The 17,487-nt window shown below is 62.2% G+C and carries 17 protein-coding genes; 5 read left to right on the top strand and 12 right to left on the bottom strand.

Annotation, left to right across the window (positions count from 1 at the left end):
- Positions 1-47: 47 nt before the first annotated feature.
- From HU750_RS08990 to HU750_RS08980, 3 genes are read right to left on the bottom strand one after another with little or no spacing between them, the layout of a single operon-like run.
- Positions 48-632, bottom strand: coding sequence for a LysE family translocator (locus HU750_RS08990; RefSeq protein ID WP_186678755.1), 585 nt, complete (start codon positions 630-632; stop codon positions 48-50).
- Positions 633-682: 50 nt separating this feature from the next.
- Positions 683-1,513, bottom strand: a complete 831-nt coding sequence (locus tag HU750_RS08985) for an AraC family transcriptional regulator (RefSeq protein ID WP_099429858.1) — start codon at positions 1,511-1,513, stop codon at positions 683-685.
- A gap of 47 nt (positions 1,514-1,560) precedes the next feature.
- Complete coding sequence (locus HU750_RS08980; RefSeq protein ID WP_186678753.1) at positions 1,561-2,484, bottom strand: LysR family transcriptional regulator; 924 nt, start codon at positions 2,482-2,484, stop codon at positions 1,561-1,563.
- A 103-nt stretch (positions 2,485-2,587) separates the two neighbouring features.
- On the opposite strand from HU750_RS08980, the gene nfsB reads away from it, so the two are divergent.
- Positions 2,588-3,241 carry an oxygen-insensitive NAD(P)H nitroreductase gene (nfsB, locus tag HU750_RS08975; RefSeq protein WP_186678751.1) on the top strand — a complete coding sequence of 218 codons (654 nt, stop codon included), beginning with the start codon at positions 2,588-2,590 and terminating at the stop codon, positions 3,239-3,241.
- A 139-nt stretch (positions 3,242-3,380) separates the two neighbouring features.
- Here nfsB and HU750_RS08970 read toward each other — a convergent pair whose 3' ends face one another.
- Both HU750_RS08970 and HU750_RS08965 read right to left on the bottom strand, forming a co-directional pair.
- On the bottom strand, positions 3,381-4,535 hold the full coding sequence (locus HU750_RS08970; protein WP_085273279.1) for a cysteine desulfurase family protein: 1,155 nt from the start codon (positions 4,533-4,535) through the stop codon (positions 3,381-3,383).
- Positions 4,536-4,720: 185 nt separating this feature from the next.
- A complete protein-coding gene (locus tag HU750_RS08965; protein WP_186678748.1) occupies positions 4,721-5,647 on the bottom strand; it encodes a LysR family transcriptional regulator in 927 nt (308 codons plus the stop codon).
- Between the two features lie 140 nt (positions 5,648-5,787).
- Here HU750_RS08965 and HU750_RS08960 point away from each other — a divergent pair, with 140 nt between their 5' ends.
- From HU750_RS08960 to HU750_RS08950, 3 genes are all read left to right on the top strand, one after another.
- Positions 5,788-7,017, top strand: coding sequence for an acyl-CoA dehydrogenase (locus HU750_RS08960; RefSeq protein WP_085273281.1), 1,230 nt, complete (start codon positions 5,788-5,790; stop codon positions 7,015-7,017).
- 117 nt (positions 7,018-7,134) lie between these two features.
- Positions 7,135-8,538: a PAAR domain-containing protein gene (locus HU750_RS08955; protein ID WP_186678745.1), complete on the top strand. Its 1,404-nt coding sequence runs from the start codon at positions 7,135-7,137 to the stop codon at positions 8,536-8,538.
- Positions 8,528-8,923, top strand: coding sequence for a hypothetical protein (locus HU750_RS08950; protein ID WP_186678742.1), 396 nt, complete (start codon positions 8,528-8,530; stop codon positions 8,921-8,923). Before HU750_RS08955 ends, HU750_RS08950 begins: the two co-directional genes overlap by 11 nt.
- Positions 8,924-8,998: 75 nt before the next feature.
- Here HU750_RS08950 and HU750_RS08945 read toward each other — a convergent pair whose 3' ends face one another.
- The 7 genes from HU750_RS08945 to ribBA form a co-directional block, all read right to left on the bottom strand.
- A complete protein-coding gene (locus HU750_RS08945; RefSeq protein ID WP_186678740.1) occupies positions 8,999-10,063 on the bottom strand; it encodes a TerC family protein in 1,065 nt (354 codons plus the stop codon).
- Between the two features lie 169 nt (positions 10,064-10,232).
- Positions 10,233-11,540, bottom strand: a complete 1,308-nt coding sequence (locus tag HU750_RS08940) for a substrate-binding domain-containing protein (protein ID WP_186678738.1) — start codon at positions 11,538-11,540, stop codon at positions 10,233-10,235.
- 162 nt (positions 11,541-11,702) lie between these two features.
- Entirely contained in the window at positions 11,703-12,851 is a 1,149-nt protein-coding gene (locus HU750_RS08935) for an ABC transporter ATP-binding protein (RefSeq protein WP_186678736.1), read from the bottom strand.
- Positions 12,852-12,870: 19 nt separating this feature from the next.
- Complete coding sequence (locus HU750_RS08930; RefSeq protein WP_027593811.1) at positions 12,871-13,680, bottom strand: ABC transporter permease; 810 nt, start codon at positions 13,678-13,680, stop codon at positions 12,871-12,873.
- Positions 13,681-13,686: 6 nt separating this feature from the next.
- The gene (locus HU750_RS08925; RefSeq protein WP_033694105.1) at positions 13,687-14,604 is read right to left on the bottom strand and encodes an ABC transporter permease; all 918 of its coding nucleotides are present in this window, start codon (positions 14,602-14,604) and stop codon (positions 13,687-13,689) included.
- Positions 14,601-15,626 carry a polyamine ABC transporter substrate-binding protein gene (locus tag HU750_RS08920; protein ID WP_186678734.1) on the bottom strand — a complete coding sequence of 342 codons (1,026 nt, stop codon included), beginning with the start codon at positions 15,624-15,626 and terminating at the stop codon, positions 14,601-14,603. Before HU750_RS08920 ends, HU750_RS08925 begins: the two co-directional genes overlap by 4 nt.
- A gap of 348 nt (positions 15,627-15,974) precedes the next feature.
- Positions 15,975-17,096, bottom strand: a complete 1,122-nt coding sequence (gene ribBA / locus HU750_RS08915; protein WP_085273282.1) for a bifunctional 3,4-dihydroxy-2-butanone-4-phosphate synthase/GTP cyclohydrolase II — start codon at positions 17,094-17,096, stop codon at positions 15,975-15,977.
- Between the two features lie 78 nt (positions 17,097-17,174).
- On the opposite strand from ribBA, the gene HU750_RS08910 reads away from it, so the two are divergent.
- Entirely contained in the window at positions 17,175-17,468 is a 294-nt protein-coding gene (locus tag HU750_RS08910) for a DUF1330 domain-containing protein (RefSeq protein ID WP_027593807.1), read from the top strand.
- The last annotated feature ends 19 nt before the right edge of the window (positions 17,469-17,487 follow it).

The following is a 17,487-nucleotide window of genomic DNA, read 5'->3' as shown; positions in this document are numbered from 1 at the left end:
TGGGAGCGGGCTTGCCCGCGAAGAGGCCGGCAAAGCCAACATCACAATCAACCCAGCAGCGTCGCCCAAGCCGACACCAGCAACACCACCGCCAACCCCCGGTTGAACCACAGCAACCGCGCAGGCACCTGCAACCAGCGTGCACTTCCTACCCCCAGCAGTGCCCAGGCCGTCATGCACGGCAGGGCAATCAGCAGAAACACCAGCGCCAACTGCCACACCGGCAGTGCTGGCGCGGCAAATACCCCGATCACGGCCACGGCCATCATCCACACTTTTGGGTTCACCACTTGCAGCGACGCCGCGCTGAGCGCATCCAAAGGCTTGTCTGCGTTCATGTCCAAGGGCTGCCCAGCGCTGCGCAGAATGCGCCACGCCAGCCAACTCAACCACAGCGCGCCGGCCCAGCTCATCAGCTGCTGGGCCAGTGGATGGCGCACTAACAGCTCGCCCAGCCCCAGCCCGACCAGCAGCACCACGGCCGCGGCTGCGCCACAGCCGGCGAGGATGGGCGCCACACTCGCCCGCAAACCTTGCCGTGCGCCATGTGCCAGGATCAACAGGTTGGTCGGCCCCGGGCTGATGCTGGCCACCAGGGCGAAGAGGATGAAAGGCAACAACGTCTCTGACATGGCACAAGGCTCCGAGGGTTCGAAGCGCCATGTTCGCTGCCTGGCTGCAATCAGTCTGGAAGGTTTGAGCAGCGCCTGCGGTAGTCGGCCGGGGTCAACCGATACGCCCGGCGGAACCAGCGCCCCAAGTGGCTCTGGTCGGCAAAGCCCAGCGCCATGGCCACTTCAGCAGGTGTCTGGCCTTGGCTGAGCAGGCGCCGCGCGCGGGCCAGGCGCAACTGGATCAGGTAGGCGTGCGGGGCCAGGCCGAAGGCGGCTTTGAACGCCCGGGTCAGGCGAAAACGGTCGACGCCGCAGGCCTGGGCCAGGTCTTCCAGGCCGATGTCGCGGTCCAGGTGAGCATGCAGGTAGTCACGCGCCCGCTGCGCGGTCAGCGGCAGGCGCGGGTCGGGATTGACGCGTTTGCGCCAGTGCAGGTGGCGGGTCAGGCAGGCCAGCAGGTCGTCCATGGCGGTCTGGCGGACAATGCGCAGGTCCTGGTAGTGCACGCTGTTAAAGGCCAGCGCGGTGGCGCGGGCCAGGCGCTCATCGTGGCACAAGGTATCGGCAAAGCTGGGCAGGCCGGCGCTGGGTGCGTGTTCGAACAAGGCCCGCAATTGATCGTCCAGCCAGGCAGGCTCCAGGTACAGCGTCGAGTAGGTGAAGCCTTCCTCGGTCGGTGCAAGGCCGTCGTGGATGTCGCCGGGCTCGAGCAGAAACACCTGGCCCGGCGTGCTGCGATGGCGTACCCGCCGGCAGTTGAACTGCTGCACACCTTGCTCGGTGACGCCGACCAGGAAACTGTCGTGCCAGTGCGGGTCGTAGGCATGCCCGACAAAATGCGCGCGGACCGACTCGATGCCGGTATCGGCGTCTTGCTTGAGGTCAATCCAGTTGCTCATGCGGCAGGCCGTGGGAGTAAAACGCTACCTTAGCGCACGCGTGCGGTTCAGTCTGGAACGATTGTGCAGCCCTTGTTCAGCAGCCGCGGCCGCAGGGCCTCGAAGCGTTCGCGCAGCCACAGGTGCAGCTGTGTCACTGCTGGCGTCAGTTGCTTGCGGTGCGGGCAGACCAAGGTGACCGGCGTTGGCTCGCCCAGGTATTCGGGCAGCAGAATCTCCAGTGCGCCCGCCTCGATGTCGGCGCTGACATCTAGCCACGACTTGTAGACGATCCCTTCACCCAGCAGCGCCAGGCGGCGGATCACATCGGCGTCGTCGCTGACCAGCGGCCCACGCACCTGCACGGTGCGGTTACCCACCCGCCATTTGTCATAGACCCGGTTCTGTTGCATGTACAACAGGCAGGCATGTTGCTGCAGGGCCTCCGGCGTCAGTGGCCGGCCGTAGCGCGCGAGGTAGTCGGGGGAGGCGACCAGTACCCGGCGGTTCCAGCTGGCCAGGGGCAGGGCGATGTAGTTGGCATCCTGGTTGAGGCCGTAGCGGATGGCGATGTCCACCGGGTCACGATTGAGGTCGGCCATCTGGTCGGACAGAAAGAAGCGCAGGTGCAGCGCCGGGTGCTCGCGGCGAAAGGCGCTCAACCAGGGCAGCAGCATGTTGCGGCCCATGTCCGAAGGGGCTGAAACCTGCAGGGTGCCGCGCAAGGTACTGGCATTGCCGTGCAGGTCCTCGCGGCCCTGGCGCAGGCTTTCCAGCACGTTCTGCGCGGTCGGCAAGTACAACTCGCCCGCAGCGGTCAGGCGCAGGCTGCGGGTGGTCCGCGCAAACAGGCGCACGTCCAGCTCGCGTTCCAGGCGTTTGATGGCGGCGGCCACCTGCCCCGGCAGCAGTTCTGCCTCATGGGCGGCGGCGGTGAAGCTGCCCAGCACGCTGCTGCGTACGAACAGTTCAAGGTCAGTGATGCGCAGCATTTTCACTCACAGGATGAAAGTGTTGCTGTAGTTTGCCGGTTTTTCTTATCTGCAGGAAAGATAAGATGCGCGACAAATCCCGTTTCACTGCAGGAGTTGTTGCATGGATACCGTTTCCCTGGCCAAGCGCCGCTACACCACCAAGGCTTACGACGCCTCGCGTCGCATTCCCCAGGCCACCCTCGATGCGTTGCTCGAGCAACTGCGCCACAGCCCATCGTCGGTCAACTCCCAGCCTTGGCACTTCATCGTCGCTGACAGCGCCGAAGGCAAGGCCCGGTTGGCCAAGAGCACCCAAGAGCGCTTCGCCTACAACACGCCGAAGATTCTCGATGCGTCCCATGTGATCGTGTTCTGCACCTGTACCGAGATGACCGAGGCCCATTTGGATGCGGTGCTCGCGCAGGAAGCCGCTGATGGCCGTTTTCGCGACGAACAGGCCCGCGCCGGGCAGAACCAGAGCCGTCGTCACTACGTCGACCTGCACCGCTTCGACCAGAAAGACGTGCAGCACTGGATGGAAAAGCAGACCTACCTGGCCTTGGGCACCGCACTGCTTGGCGCTGCGGCACATGGCCTGGATGCGACGCCGATCGAGGGCTTCGACAGCAAGGTGCTGGATGCCGAGCTGGGGCTGCGCGAGCAGGGCTACACCAGTGTGGTAATCATGAGCCTGGGCTATCGGAGTGAGGCCGACTTCAATGCGGGGCTGAGCAAGTCGCGTTTGCCGGCTTCGAAGGTCTTCACTTTCCTGTGATATCGCTGGGGGCCGCTTCGCGCCCCATCGCCGGCAAGCCGGCTCCCACCGGAATTGCGCCGTCTTCAGGACAGTGATGGCCCTGTAGGAGCCGGCTTGCCGGCGATGGGGCGCGAAGCGGCCCCTGACAAGCTCGGCCTCACCACAATGCCATTGAAGCCTGCGCTGTCACCTTGGCAAACACCTCGATGGCCTTGTCCACTTCAGCCTCGGTGCTGAACCGCCCAATGCTCAACCGCACGCTGTTACGTGCCTGGCTTTCATTCAGTCCCAGCGCCAGCAGCACATGCGATGGCGCATTGCTCGCCGAATTACACGCTGACGTGGTCGACAATGCCAGCTCACTGGCCAACGCCGCACTGTTGAAGCCTCGGCTCTCGATACACAGGTTCAAGGTATGCGCAATGCGCTGTGTGTCGCAGCCGTTGAGGCTGACCGCTGGCAAGGCGAGCAACCCATCGCGCAGTCGCCGGGACAGGTGCTCGATGCGCTGGTGCTCGCTGTCCCCCGGCTGGCCGGCCAGGGCAAAGGCGCTGCCCATGCCGACAATCTGGTGGGTCGCCAAGGTGCCGGAACGCAGCCCGTGTTCATGCCCGCCACCGTGCATCTGCGCACGCATCAGTTCGCGCGCGCGCGGCCCGACGTAGAGCGCGCCGATGCCTTTGGGGCCGTAGGCTTTGTGGGCCGAGAACGACATCAGGTCTACCGCCATTGCTGCCAGGTCGATGGCCAGTTTGCCCACCGCCTGCGCGGCGTCCACATGCAACAGCGCACCGTGGGCACGCACACGCTCGCCAATCGCCGCAAAATCGGTCACGGTGCCCAGTTCGTTATTGACCGCCATCAGCGAGACCAGGCGGGTATCGGCCTGCAGTGCCGCCTGCACGGCTTCAGGCTGAATGAGGCCCGAAGCATCCACAGCCAGGCGGGTAACGGCCCAACCTTGGCGCTCCAGTTCAGCGACCGTGTCAAGCACGGCTTTGTGTTCCAGCTGGCTGGTGATCAGGTGGCCGGGCTCGCCAATGCCTTGGGCGATACCCTTCAGCGCAAGGTTGTTGGACTCGGTAGCGCCTGATGTCCACACCAGCTCATCGGCGCGGGCGCCGACGCGTTCGGCGACCTGCTGGCGCGCCTGCTCCACAGCATTGCGGGCTGCTTGGCCATAGGCGTGGCCACTGGATGCGGGGTTACCGAAGTTGGCTTGGCGGCCAAGGCAGGCGAGCATCGTTTCGATGACGCGGTCGTCAACGGGCGTGGTAGCGGCGTAGTCGAAGTAGAGCGGGGCGCTGGGCATGGGGCAGGTCCGTGTCTGTCACGTTGAATTCAGTGATCGTTGCAGTAAGCGTACCCGGTCCTTGGCCAAACATTTTTGCCTTCTGTTTGGCTGATTCGCACCTTTTTGGTAAATAATTCTATGTATGAAGGATGGTAGAGAAAATAATTCTCCACCAGGCTGGCATCTGTACCATGGTAGGAACGTCAGGCAGGTTCAAGCGTGCGTTCTTCCTCCGCCAACACCCGTTCGCACAACTCGATGATCTGCTCGCGCATCCAGCGGTTGGCGGGGTCCTGATCCGTGCTTTCATGCCAGTACAGGTGGGTTTCCAGCGCCGGTACATCCACAGGCAATGCCTGGTAGCGCAATTGATGGCGGCGGGCGAAACGCTCGGGGACGGTCATCGCCATGTCGGTCTGCTGCAGCACCTGCGAAGCCATCAGGTAGTGCTGTGAGCGCAAGGCCACTTTGCGTTGCACGCCCATCTTGCCCAGCGCCAGGTCCACATAGCCGAGGCCATTGCGGCGGCTGGAGATATGGATATGGGTCATGCCCAGGTAGCTGTCGAGGGTCAGTTTGCTGTCGGCGAGCGGGTGGCCCTGGCGCAGGGCGCAGACATAGCGGTCTTGCATCAGTTTGACGTGGCGTACCTGTGGGTCGGTGTTCAGCGGGGCGTCGACGGCAAAGTCCAGCCGCCCGGCTGCCAGTTCCTTGGTGGTTTCACGACGTTTGCACAGGAAGCTCTCGATCAGCACCGAAGGTGCCAGGCGGCGCAGGCGCTGGAACAGCGGCGGCAGGATCACCGCCTCGGTCAGGTCGGTCATGCTGATGCGGAAGGTCTTGTTGGCCTGCTGCGGGTTGAAGATGCGGCTTTCCTGCACCGAGGTGCGCAGCAGGGCAAGGGCGTTGCGCACTGGGCCGATGATGTTCTGCGCCATCGGCGTGGGCACCATGCCTTGTGCGGTGCGCACGAACAGCGGGTCGTTGAAGGTTTCGCGCAGCCGCGACAGGGCATTGGACACCGCCGGTTGGGTGATGCCGACAATTTGCCCGGCACGGGTCAGGTTGGCTTCGGTGTAGATCGCGTCGAAGACGATGAACAGGTTGAGGTCGACCTTGCTGAGGTTCATGTGCGCCGCTCATTGTTGGAATTATTGCCCGATCATATATCGGTTATGAATGTTTATACACGCGGAAAATAGACTAGGTGGATGGGCGTGTGCTGCTCTAGGCTCTGGCCCATGTCCTACGAACCGTGAAGGTAGCCCCGATGGATTTCGCCTATTCGCCCAAGGTCCAGGCACTGCGTGAGCGCGTCACCGCGTTCATGGATGCCTATGTCTATCCCGCCGAGGCGGTGTTCGAGCGCCAGGTCGCCGAGGGGGATCGCTGGCAGCCCACCGCGATCATGGAAGAGCTCAAGGCCAAGGCCCGCGCCGAGGGGCTGTGGAACCTGTTCTTGCCCGAGTCAGAGTACGGCGCCGGGCTGAGCAACCTGGAGTATGCCCCGCTGGCCGAAATCATGGGCCGCTCGCTGCTCGGGCCAGAGCCGTTCAACTGCTCGGCACCGGACACCGGCAACATGGAAGTGCTGGTGCGTTATGGCAGCGAGGCGCAGAAACGCCAGTGGCTGGAGCCCCTGCTGCGCGGGGAGATCCGCTCGGCGTTCGCCATGACCGAGCCGGACGTGGCCTCCTCGGACGCCACCAACATGGCCGCCACCGCTGTGCGTGATGGCGATGAGTGGGTGATCAATGGTCGCAAATGGTGGACCTCCGGTGCCTGTGACCCGCGCTGCAAGGTCATGATCTTCATGGGCCTGTCCGACCCCGAAGGGCCGCGCCATCAGCAGCACTCGATGGTGCTGGTGCCAACCGACGCGCCTGGCGTGAAGATCGTCCGGCCGCTGCCGGTGTTCGGTTACGACGACGCGCCGCATGGCCATGCCGAGGTGTTGTTCGAGAACGTGCGGGTGCCTTACGAGAACGTGATTCTGGGTGAGGGCCGTGGCTTCGAAATCGCCCAGGGCCGCCTCGGCCCAGGCCGCATCCACCACTGCATGCGCTCGGTCGGCATGGCCGAACGGGCGCTGGAATTGATGTGCAAACGCTCCGTGGAGCGCACTGCCTTCGGCCGCCCGCTGGCCCGCCTGGGCGGCAACGTCGACAAGATCGCCGACTCGCGCATGGAAATCGACATGGCCCGCCTGTTGACCCTGAAAGCGGCCTACATGATGGACACGGTCGGCAACAAAGTGGCCCGCAGCGAAATCGCGCAGATCAAAGTAGTGGCGCCGAATGTGGCCTTGAAGGTGATTGACCGGGCGATCCAGATGCATGGTGGCGCTGGGGTGAGCGGTGATTTCCCGCTGGCGTATATGTACGCCATGCAGCGCACCTTGCGCCTGGCCGACGGGCCGGATGAAGTGCATCGCGCGGCGATTGGCAAGTATGAGATCGGCAAGTATGTGCCGGTGGAGATGTTGCGTAGTTCCAAGTGATTTGTAAGCAGATTTCGTAATTGCTGTAGGAAGTGTCTGGTTTTCACGTTCAGGCACTAAAAGCGCGGTTGCAGCTGTTAGGTTTCGACACCTCACCTATGCACAGAGAGCGTGTCGATGCGTGTCAACCTGGGAGGAAAAGGTCAGGCGGTAGACGGTGACGTCACCACGACGGGCGCTGTTTGCATCGCGACTGATCCCTGCTATTTGAGCGACGGGCGTAGGGTGCTCAGGGAGGGCGACAGGACAACACCCTGTCCCCTCTGCGGCGATGAAGGGACCGTCGCTGAAGGCGTTAGGCATTTCATCTCTGGTGGCCATGCCGTGGCCATGGATGGGGCGCTGGTGAACTGTGGTTGCCCGCCCGGTAGTAACCGAGTCGTAGCACCGCTGGATGTGGCACCGCCACCTCTCCAGGCTTTGGCGACTCACCGCGTAATGTCTATTGTGCCAACCGCTGGTGCTCAAGCAAGCAACTGCTCGCGAGGGTCAGTTACAGCATTGCCGGGGACAATGGAGCCGGGCTTTTATGTGGTTCCCAGAAGCATGTCGTTCTCTCAGGTTCTGCTGCGGTTGGCCGAGCAGGACGCCACGTTACCCATTTCCCGTTTGCAGCGACTTAATCCTACCTACGATCAAGGATTCAAGGCTGGGGAAATTTTCGTCATTGGTGACCCAGATAATGGCGATGCCTGTACCCGGGAGGAAGCCAAGCTGATGGCTGCCGCTCAGGACGCCCGGCACGCGTTGGCGGCGCTGGATTTTGCCGAATCGGATTTCATGATGAAGCACCAGGCTGATATTGCCGGCTTGCTCAGCAATGCCAGCCAATCGATGGGCGTGGGCAAGGACATGCTGGATCAAGGGTTGAAACAGGTCCGCAACACCTTGACCCAGATCGAGCAATTGCATCAGCGGGAGTTTTTGCGGCATGGGCATTTGAATAGTCGCGAATTCTTCGTCTCGCGGCGTCAGCTGTTGCAGCAGCTGGATGGACAGTTGAAGGCGGCATTGCTTAACAAACAGCTGAACTTGGGCAGTTATGAACGGCTGAAGAAGAGTCTGAATATTTCGACCAAGAGCCTGGTGCACCATTGGTCGAAAGCGGGTGGGGCGGGGCAGATACCGGGGTATGCGACGCATCTCGATAAAGTGGCGAAACTCTCCAATTACCTCAAACACGGCGGGAATGCTGCAATTGGACTGAGCGGGGCTTCGTCGTACCTCAATGTGAGAGAGGTTTGTCAGGCAGGGAGTACAGAGGAGTGCAGGAAAGCCCGTTTCGTAGAAACAGGAAAATTTAGCGGGGGCGTGGGTGGTGGAATGGCAGGGTCGTTGGTAGCCGGTGCAGCGGCTGGTACGGTGTGTGCTGCGTTTACTGTGGGTACTGCGGGTTTAGCAATTCCATTATGCGGAATTTTATTAGTTGGCGGCGGTAGCTTCGCGGGCGGTAAGTTAGGTGAGATCATGGGGGAGGGGACAGGGGAATTCATCTATGAGGTATCAAATTATGGATATTAATACATGGCCTATAGCTGTAAAGCTGTCGTTTGTAATTATGCCATTTGTTATTTCCATGTCAGGCTTTGCAATGAGTGCGTACATAGCGTTGACTCGTCATTATCAGGTTGTTTGCTCTTCGGTTACAAGTAATTCGTATATAGAGTGTTTGAAAGTAACCTGGGGTGGATCTTGTTTTAAATGGCGGCTAATGTTGGTTTGTGCTATTGGTGGCCTAGTCACGTTCCCCTGGTTTGTATTGCGCCGCGGTCAAGTGGATGCTGAAGAGCTAAAAAAATTTCCGCCAAAGCTGAAGCGATGGTTGGCAGTGTCGACTTGGCTAGCTATCATCGGTTTTGCCTGGATGGTGTTTGCGGGTTTAGTTATCAAGATTTCCAAGGTGTAGTAATTCTAGTTTTTGTATTTTTGATGAATAGTTGCGTCTAAGAATCGCTGAGTTTGCACGTATTAAGCGCGTTAGTCAGACCCGCAATTGCGGGTCTTTCTCTTTTTTATCGCCCTCAGCTTTCCCCGCCGGAAGCGGCTCCATGCTGGCCTCATCCACCGCTACCTTACCCCCCCGCGTCTTGACCAACGACACCACCACCCCACCCAGCAACAACCCAAACGTCACCCCCAGCGACAGCAACGCCGGTACCTTGCCGACCATCCCGTGGTAGAAGATCTTGCAACCAATGAAGATCAACACCAACGCCAGCGCGTACTTGAGGTAGATAAACCGGTGCATCAACGCCGACAAGGCGAAGTACAGCGAGCGCAAGCCGAGGATGGCGAAGATGTTCGAGGTGTAGACAATGAACGGGTCTTGGGTAATGGCGAAGATCGCCGGCACGCTGTCGACCGCAAACACCAGGTCGGCCAGTTCGATCAGCACCAGGGCCAGAAACAGCGGAGTGGCATACCGCAGCGCCTTGCTTTGCCCTGGCGGGGTCTGGCGCACGAAGAAGCGCGAGCCGTGGATCTGGTCGGTAACCCGCATGTGCCGGCGCACGAATTTCAAGATTGGGTTGTTGGCCAGGTCCGGATGGCTGTCCTCCTTCGACAGCGCCATCTTCACCCCGGTAAACAGCAGGAAGGCGCCGAAGATGTACAGTACCCATTCGAAGTTCTGCACCAGTGTCGCACCCACGCCGATCATGATCGCCCGCAGGAACACCACGCCCAGGATGCCCCAGAACAGCACGCGGTGCTGATAGCGGCGGGGGATGGCGAAGAAGCCGAAGATCATCGCCATGACGAACACGTTGTCCATCGACAGCGACTGCTCGACCAGGAACCCGGTGTAGAACTCCAGCGCCGACTGCGCGCCCAGCTCATACCAGACCCAGGCGCCGAACAGCACGCCGACACTGAAATAGCCTGAGTACAGCAGCAGGCTTTCGCGCATTTCGATCTCGCGGTCCTGGCGGTGCAGCACGCCCAGGTCGAGTACCAGCAAACCGATGACGATGGCCATGAACACCAGCCACAACCACGTGCTGGTACCGAGAAACGGAGTGGTGAGGAATGTCTGCAGAGCCGTCATGAGCCCCTCCTTTATTGTCGACGTTGCAAGGCAACAGTGATCCGACATGGCGGCTTGGCAGCCGTCAGAGGGGCCCGGTATCACATGGTCTTGAGCCTAGTCCCGTTTGACGAGGATGCCGAATGCAGACCTGTTACATTTCTTTGCCTGGCGCTCGGCGGGTGACGCCTTAATACACCCACACTTCTACCCGCCGATTGCGCAAGCGGCCTTGCTCCTGGTCGTTCCCTGCCACGGGCAGTTCGTCGCCCATGCCGGTTACTTCCAGCACGTCCACGCCATCGCGTGCCAGCTCGCGACGAACCGCCAGCGCCCGCAAGCGCGAAAGCAGCGCCGCGCGCCCGGGTGTCTCCTTGGGGTCACCAAAGCCCACCAGCACCGCCTTGCTCTGCAACTTGCCGGCCTGGCGCAGGTACTCGGCTACCCGCTGCACATCGCGCAACGCTTTGTTGTCGAGGCTGGCGCTGCCCTCCTGAAAGCGAAAATTCACGCTCAACCGCTGCGCTTGCTGGGCCAGTGTGCGGTAGCGTGGCGGCATGTCGGCCTGTGGGGGTACCGGTTGGGCCTTGACCTGCTGCGAAACGAAACCCAGTTGGGCGACGATGGCCTGGCCGGCTGGGCTCTGGGCAAAGTCGGCCAGGGCCTTGGCCTGAGGCTTGGGGTTGGCTGGCAGGTAGAAATACAGGCGCCGCGACAGCGGGTAGTCCTCGCTGGCCACGAGCGAGCGCTGCGGCAGCATGGCCGGTGCATCGCCCTGGGCGACGGCCAGCACCTTGGCCCCGTGTACTGCCGCCAGGCTGCTGAAGCCGATGGCCTGGCGGTCGGCGGTGACGCGCTCGGCCAGCGTGTCGCTGGATTCAAAGCGCTGGGCCTTGGCAGACAGCTCGCCTTGATTAGGGTCGAGCACCAGTGCCTTGAAGGTTTCGAAGGTGCCGGAACGGTCGTCGCGGGCATAAAGGTGAATCTTCCCACCCGCAATGCCCACCTGGTCCCAGCGCTGGATGTGCCCGGAGAAGATCTGCGCCAGTTGCTGCGTGGTCAGTTGTGGCAGTGGGTTGTCGGGGTGGACGATCACCGCCACGCCATCGAGGCCGATGACCTGTTCGGCGCTGGCCGCGCGCAGGTCACCCAGGGCATGCAGTTGCTGAACTTCTGTTTCGTTGATCGGCCGCGAGGCGGCAGCCAGGTCGGCCTCGCCCCGGCCCAACGCTGCAAAGCCGGTGCTGGAACCATGCGCGGCGATGTCGACACGCAGCGGTTGCCCGCGAACGTCGCGGGCGGTGATGACGGTTTCGTTGATGTGTGTGCCGGGGGCCTGTTCAATCGCCGTTGCACCTTGAGCCCGCAATTGCCCTTGCACCAAAGCCGGCAGCAGGGCCGCGCCGATGGTGTTGGAGCCCTGCACGCGCAAATGCGCAAAATCGGCCAGGGCCGACAGCGGAAGCAGGGCAAGAAGAATGAGCAGCAGGCGGGGCATGCCGGGCAACCTATGGCACAGAGTTGCCCGGCAGATTACGACGGTGGCGTGATAGAAATATGACAGGCAGTCGGAGGGCGTTAATGCTGTGGGAGCTGGTTTGCCCGCGAAGAGGCCGGTACAAGCACCACAAGACAGTTGCTCCCACAGGTTGCTGCTAAATCAGTGCGCGCCTGCCGACTTGCTCAGGTCACTCTCCGCCCACTCGGTATAGATGCAGGCATCGGCCACGGCCCAGCGCACGTTCACGGTATCCCCTGGCTGCATCGGCATGCCTGCCGCAGACAGCGCCTTCACGGTCATTTCGGTACCGCCGGCAGTGACCACATGGCAGGTCTGGCTTTCACCCAGGAACAACACTTCGGCGACCTTGGCCCGCACCTCGTTCCAGCCTGCTGGCAGGGGTTGCGCGGCGGCCTGGGCAGCGGTCAGTGCCAGGGCTTTTTCCGGGCGTACCATGATCAGTGCCTGCTGGTCGGCAGCCAACCCGGCGGTCAGGCGAATGGCCACCGGCTGGCCCTCGAAACTGCCCGCGCCATTGCTGCTGGCCGTGATCCGCAGGAAGTTTGAGTTGCCCAGGAACGAGGCGACGAACGCGTTAGGCGGGTTCTGGTAAAGGTCATAACCACTGCCCAACCCAACGATCTTGCCATGGCTGAAAATGGCGATGCGCTGGGACAGGCGCATGGCTTCTTCCTGGTCGTGGGTGACGTAGACGATGGTGATGCCTAACCGGCGGTGCAACTGGCGCAGTTCGTCTTGCAGGTCTTCACGCAGCTTTTTGTCCAGTGCGCCGAGCGGCTCGTCCATCAGCAGGATGCGGGGCTCGTAGACCAGCGCACGGGCGATCGCCACCCGTTGCTGTTGGCCGCCCGACATTTGCGAGGGCTTGCGGTGAGCGAACTTTTCCAGCTGCACCAGCTTGAGCATGGCATCGACCCGCTTGTTGATCTCGGCGGCGCCGAGCTTGCGGATGGCCAGGGGGAAGGCGATGTTGTCGCGCACGTTCAGGTGCGGGAACAGCGAATAACGCTGGAACACCATGCCGATATCACGCTTGTGCGGCGGCACGTTCACCAGCGACTGGCCTTCGACCAGAATCTCGCCGCTGCTGGGGGTTTCGAAACCGGCCAGCATCGACAGGGTGGTGGACTTGCCCGAACCGCTGGAGCCGAGGAAGGTGAGGAACTCGCCGTCCTGGATTTCGAGGTCCAGGTTGTCCACGGCGGTGAAGTCGCCGTAGTGCTTGTTCAGGCCGCGCAGGCTGACCAGGGTCTTGTTGTGCGCGTTGTCTTTGATCACTGCACTCATTGTTGTTTTCTCCGGGCGCTCAGGCGTTGACTTCGGTGCGCCGGCGCAAAGCGGCGGCAATGACCATCACAAGCAGGGACAGGCCGATCAGCAGCGTCGAGGCGACGGCGATCACCGGGCTCAGGTCCTGGCGCAGGGTGGTCCACATCTTCACCGGCAGGGTCTGCAGGTCGGGGCTGGCCATCATCACGCTGAGCACCACTTCATCCCACGAGACGAGGAAGGCGAACAGGCCGCCGGCGATCATGCCCGGGCGAATGGCCGGGAAGGTCACCTTGAAGATTGCCTGCAGGCGCGAGGCGCCGCAGATGACTGCGGCATCTTCGATCGACTGGTCGAACAGCTTCAGCGAGTTGATGATCGAGATAATGGTGAAGGGCAGGGCGACGATCACGTGGCTGACCACGAACGCGAACAGCGTGCCGGTGTAGCCCAGTTTGAGAAACAGCGCATACACTGCGACGGCGATGATCACCAGCGGCACGATCATCGGCATGGTGAACAGGCCGTAGAGCATCTCACGGCCGGGGAAGCGGCCGCGCACCAGGGCAAACGCCGTCGGCAGGCCCAGCAGCACTGCGGCAACAGTGGTCAGCACGGCGACCTTGAGGCTGGCCAGGGCGGCATCCATCCACTCCGGGTTGGAGAAGAACTGGCCGTACCACTTGAAGGTCCAGCCCGGCGGTGGGAACACCAGCCACTGCGAAGAGCCGAACGACAGCAGCACGATGAACACCACCGGCAGCAGCAGGAAGGCCGCGATGACCCCGGTGGTCAGGTACAGGCCCGTACGCAGCGGGCGGCCCATGGCATTGGGTGACAGGAGCATGGCGGATTACCTCGCGTTGCCGACCGGGGATTCCGGCTGCAGCTTCAGGTACAGGTAGAAGAGCACCAGGGTGATCACCACCAGCAGTGCGGCGGCGGCGCTGGCCAGGCCCCAGTTGAGGAACGACTGCACCTGTTGAATGATGAATTCGGGCAGCATCATGTTCTGCGCACCACCGAGCAGGGCCGGCGTGACGTAGTAACCGAGCGACATGACGAACACCATCAACGCCCCCGAAAACAGCCCCGAGCGGCACAGCGGCAGGAACACCTTCCAGAAGTTGGTCCACGGGCTGGCCCCGCAAATCGACCCGGCTTGCAGCACCATCGGGTCGATGGCGTGCATGGTCGCCTGCAGCGGCAGCACGATGAACGGGATCATGATGTAGCTCATGCCGATCACCACGCCGGTGAGGTTGTGCACCATCTCCAGCGGGGTGTCGATGATGCCCATGGCCATCAACGCCTTGTTGATCACACCCGAGCTTTGCAGCAGCACCAGCCACGAGTAGGTGCGCGCCAGCAGGCTGGTCCACATCGACAGCAGCACGATGTTCAGCAACCAGCGGCCCCAGCCGTTAGGCACCAGGGTGATCGCCCAGGCCAGCGGGAAGCCCAGCAGCACACTGATCAGGGTCACCACGCCGGCCACCGAGAAGGTGTTGAACAGCACCCGCGCATAAGCCGAGTTGGCGAACAACTGCTCGTAGTTGCCAAGGCCTGGCACTGGCTCCAGCACGCCGCGCAGCAACAGGCCGATCAGCGGGGCGAAGAAGAACAGGCCAAGGAACAGCAGGGCAGGCAACAGGTTGCGGCTGCCTTTCCAGCGCTGGCCCAGGCTCACACGGCGGGGGGCCGTTCCCGGAGCGCCGGCGCCCGTGGGGGCACCTTGCGCGTTGTGCAGGGCGTTGATGGCGACTTTCATTTGACCAACCACTCATTCCAGCGTGCGGCGATGGCCTGGCCGTTTTTCGCCCAGTAAGCAAAATCCAGTGTCACCTGGTCCTGGGCATAGGCGGTCGGCAGATTAGGCGCCAGGTCGGCTTTGAGCTTGGGCACGCTGTCCAGGTTGACCGGCGCGTAAGCGGTCAGGTTGGCGAACTCGGCCTGGCCTTCGGGGCTGCTGGCGTTGGCCAGGAACTTCATGGCCGCGTCCTTGTTCTTGGCACCCTTGGGGATGACCAGGAAGTCGGCCATGACCAGGTTCTGTTTCCAGCTCACGCCCACCGGTGCACCGTCTTGCTGCAAGGCATACACGCGGCCGTTCCAGAACTGGCCGAGCGAGGCTTCACCAGAGGCCAGCAGTTGCTGCGACTGCGCGCCGCCACCCCACCAGACGATGTCTTTCTTGATGGTGTCGAGCTTTTTGAAAGCGCGGTCCAGGTCCAGCGGGTAGAGCTTGTCGGCGGGCACGCCGTCGGCCAGCAGCGCCAGTTCAAGCACGCCAGGGCTCGGCCATTTGTACAAGGCGCGCTTGCCGGGGTAGGTCTTGGTGTCGAACAACGAGGTCCAGTCTACCGGCTTGTTGGCACCCAGCTTGCCTTCGTTGTAGCCGAGCACGAACGAGAAGAAGAACGAGCCGACGCCATGGTCTGACACGAAGCGCGGGTCGATGCGGTCTTTTTTGACGGTGTTGAAATCCAGCGGCTCGAGCAGGTCTTCACTGGCGGCGCGCAGGGCGAAGTCGGCTTCAACGTCGACCACGTCCCACTGCACGTTGCCGCTTTCGACCATGGCCTTGAGCTTGCCGTAGTCGGTAGGGCCGTCTTGGACGACTTTGATGTTGGTCGCTTTGGAGAAGGGTACGGCCCATGCTTCTTTCTGGGCGTCCTGGGTGGTACCGCCCCAACTGACGAAGTTCAGGCTGTCAGCGGCCTGCGTGGCCTGACACGCCAGGGTCAGCAGGCTGGCGGACAGCACTGCGGTTACACGTTTGCTCAACAGCATGGTTACGCCCTCGTTGCTTTTGTTATTCGAGGCGGGGCTTTTTGGTGCGCCCGCCAACAGTATTCGGGGAGCAGCTAAAACAAAGTGTCGGTGGCCGATTGTGAGTGTAGGTGCCGGCCTGCACATTCAAGGTCTACGGGATATCATATTATGGTATTCCAAACTTTTGGCAAGAGGCGGAGGCGACCGGCCATCACTCCAACCTTTCCAACCATCGCCTCCACGTGCTGTAGGGGCAGCCTTGTGCTGCGAAGAGGCCGGTGCAAACAGGACCCTTCTCTGGGTAAGTACCGGCCTCTTCGCAGCACAAGGCTGCTCCTACACGGCGTGGGCGCTATGGCAGCGGTGTCAGCTAGCCAACACTGGCTCGAACGGAATGCTCTGCACCACCTCCAGCTCATACCCTGCCAACCCTGCATACTTGAGCGGCGGCCCTAGGTGGCGCAGCTTGCCTACGCCAAGGTCCTGCAAAATCTGTGCACCGGTGCCGACTTCCGAATACACCTTCGACTGCCCGCGCTGGTAAGGCCGCACCGGCTGGGTCAGCTGCGGAACGCGTTCGAGCAACGCCTGCGAAGACTCATGGTTGGCCAGGATCACCACCACGCCGGTGCCTTCTTCGGCGACCTTCTGCAGCGCCGCCCACAGTGTCCAGTTGGCCGGGCCGGCGTATTCGGCGCCGACCAGGTCGCGCAGCGGGTCGATCACATGCACGCGCACCAGGGTCGGTTGCTCACGGCGGATGTCGCCCATGACCATGGCCATGTGCACGCCACCTTCGATGCGGTCTTCATAGGTGACCAGGCGGAAGGTGCCGTGCACGGTGGGCAATTCGCGCTCGCCGATGCGCTTGATGGTCTGCTCGGTGCTCAGGCGGTAGTGGATCAAATCGGCAATGGTGCCGATCTTGATGCCGTGCCTGGCGGCGAACACTTCCAGGTCCGGGCGGCGCGCCATGGTGCCGTCGTCATTGAGCACTTCGACGATCACCGAGGCGGCTGTGAAACCGGCCAGGCGCGCCAGGTCGCAGCCCGCTTCGGTGTGGCCGGCGCGGGTCAGCACGCCGCCTTCGCGGGCGCGCAAGGGGAAGATATGCCCAGGCTGCACCAGGTCTTCCGGGCGCGCGTTCGGCGCCATGGCCGCTGCCACGGTTCGCGCACGATCGGCGGCGGAAATACCGGTAGTGACGCCAGTGGCGGCCTCGATCGACACGGTGAAAGCGGTGCTGAACACGCTGCCGTTGGCCGGTACCATTTGCTCCAGGCCCAGGCGCTGGCAATGATCGTCGGTCAGCGTCAGGCAGATCAGGCCACGCGCTTCGCGGGCCATGAAGTTGATGGCCTGGGCGTCACAGCGCTCGGCGGCGATCAGCAGGTCGCCTTCGTTTTCCCGGTCCTCATCGTCCACCAGCAGGACCATCTTGCCTTGCCGGTAGTCCTCGAGAAGTTCTTCGATGCTGTTGAAAGCCATGCTGCACGCTCGCTGTGGTGGGGTGATTTTTATGGTATACCATCATACACAAATACTTTTGCAACAGGAGAGCAGCGGATGAAAGCGTATTGGATCGCCCACGTGGATGTGACCGACCCCGAGCAATACCAGCAATACACCCAGCGCGCGCCCGCTGCCTTTGCCGCATTCGGTGGGCGGTTTCTGGCGCGGGGCGGGCGTAGCGAGGCGATGGAAGGGCGGCCGACGCCGCAGCGCAGTGTGGTGATCGAGTTCGACTCATACGAGCAGGCGGTGGCCTGTTATCAGTCGGCGCTTTATCAGGAGGCCTGCAGCCACCGCCAAGGTGTGGCGAAGGCTGAAGTGATCATCGTCGAAGGGTTCGAGCCCTGAGGTGATCAGGGCCGGCATC

The organism is Pseudomonas sp. SWRI50, assembly GCF_014269095.1.
GTDB classification, from domain to species: Bacteria; Pseudomonadota; Gammaproteobacteria; order Pseudomonadales; family Pseudomonadaceae; genus Aquipseudomonas; species Aquipseudomonas kermanshahensis.
The sequence above is the reverse complement of the archived record's forward strand: the minus strand, read 5'-3'. Positions and strand labels throughout refer to the sequence as shown.

Excerpts from the sequence above, each read along its gene's own strand:
- HU750_RS08985 (WP_099429858.1), bottom strand. The coding sequence starts at position 1,513 with ATGAGCAACTGGATTGACCTCAAGCAAGACGCCGATACCGGCATCGAG.
- HU750_RS08940 (WP_186678738.1), bottom strand. The coding sequence starts at position 11,540 with ATGCCCCGCCTGCTGCTCATTCTTCTTGCCCTGCTTCCGCTGTCGGCC.
- HU750_RS08945 (WP_186678740.1), bottom strand. The coding sequence starts at position 10,063 with ATGACGGCTCTGCAGACATTCCTCACCACTCCGTTTCTCGGTACCAGC.
- HU750_RS08950 (WP_186678742.1), top strand. The coding sequence starts at position 8,528 with ATGGATATTAATACATGGCCTATAGCTGTAAAGCTGTCGTTTGTAATT.
- HU750_RS08960 (WP_085273281.1), top strand. The coding sequence starts at position 5,788 with ATGGATTTCGCCTATTCGCCCAAGGTCCAGGCACTGCGTGAGCGCGTC.
- HU750_RS08990 (WP_186678755.1), bottom strand. The coding sequence starts at position 632 with ATGTCAGAGACGTTGTTGCCTTTCATCCTCTTCGCCCTGGTGGCCAGC.
- HU750_RS08935 (WP_186678736.1), bottom strand. The coding sequence starts at position 12,851 with ATGAGTGCAGTGATCAAAGACAACGCGCACAACAAGACCCTGGTCAGC.
- HU750_RS08955 (WP_186678745.1), top strand. The coding sequence starts at position 7,135 with ATGCGTGTCAACCTGGGAGGAAAAGGTCAGGCGGTAGACGGTGACGTC.
- HU750_RS08920 (WP_186678734.1), bottom strand. The coding sequence starts at position 15,626 with ATGCTGTTGAGCAAACGTGTAACCGCAGTGCTGTCCGCCAGCCTGCTG.
- nfsB (WP_186678751.1), top strand. The coding sequence starts at position 2,588 with ATGGATACCGTTTCCCTGGCCAAGCGCCGCTACACCACCAAGGCTTAC.
- HU750_RS08965 (WP_186678748.1), bottom strand. The coding sequence starts at position 5,647 with ATGAACCTCAGCAAGGTCGACCTCAACCTGTTCATCGTCTTCGACGCG.
- HU750_RS08930 (WP_027593811.1), bottom strand. The coding sequence starts at position 13,680 with ATGCTCCTGTCACCCAATGCCATGGGCCGCCCGCTGCGTACGGGCCTG.
- HU750_RS08980 (WP_186678753.1), bottom strand. The coding sequence starts at position 2,484 with ATGCTGCGCATCACTGACCTTGAACTGTTCGTACGCAGCAGCGTGCTG.
- HU750_RS08970 (WP_085273279.1), bottom strand. The coding sequence starts at position 4,535 with ATGCCCAGCGCCCCGCTCTACTTCGACTACGCCGCTACCACGCCCGTT.
- HU750_RS08910 (WP_027593807.1), top strand. The coding sequence starts at position 17,175 with ATGAAAGCGTATTGGATCGCCCACGTGGATGTGACCGACCCCGAGCAA.
- HU750_RS08925 (WP_033694105.1), bottom strand. The coding sequence starts at position 14,604 with ATGAAAGTCGCCATCAACGCCCTGCACAACGCGCAAGGTGCCCCCACG.
- ribBA (WP_085273282.1), bottom strand. The coding sequence starts at position 17,096 with ATGGCTTTCAACAGCATCGAAGAACTTCTCGAGGACTACCGGCAAGGC.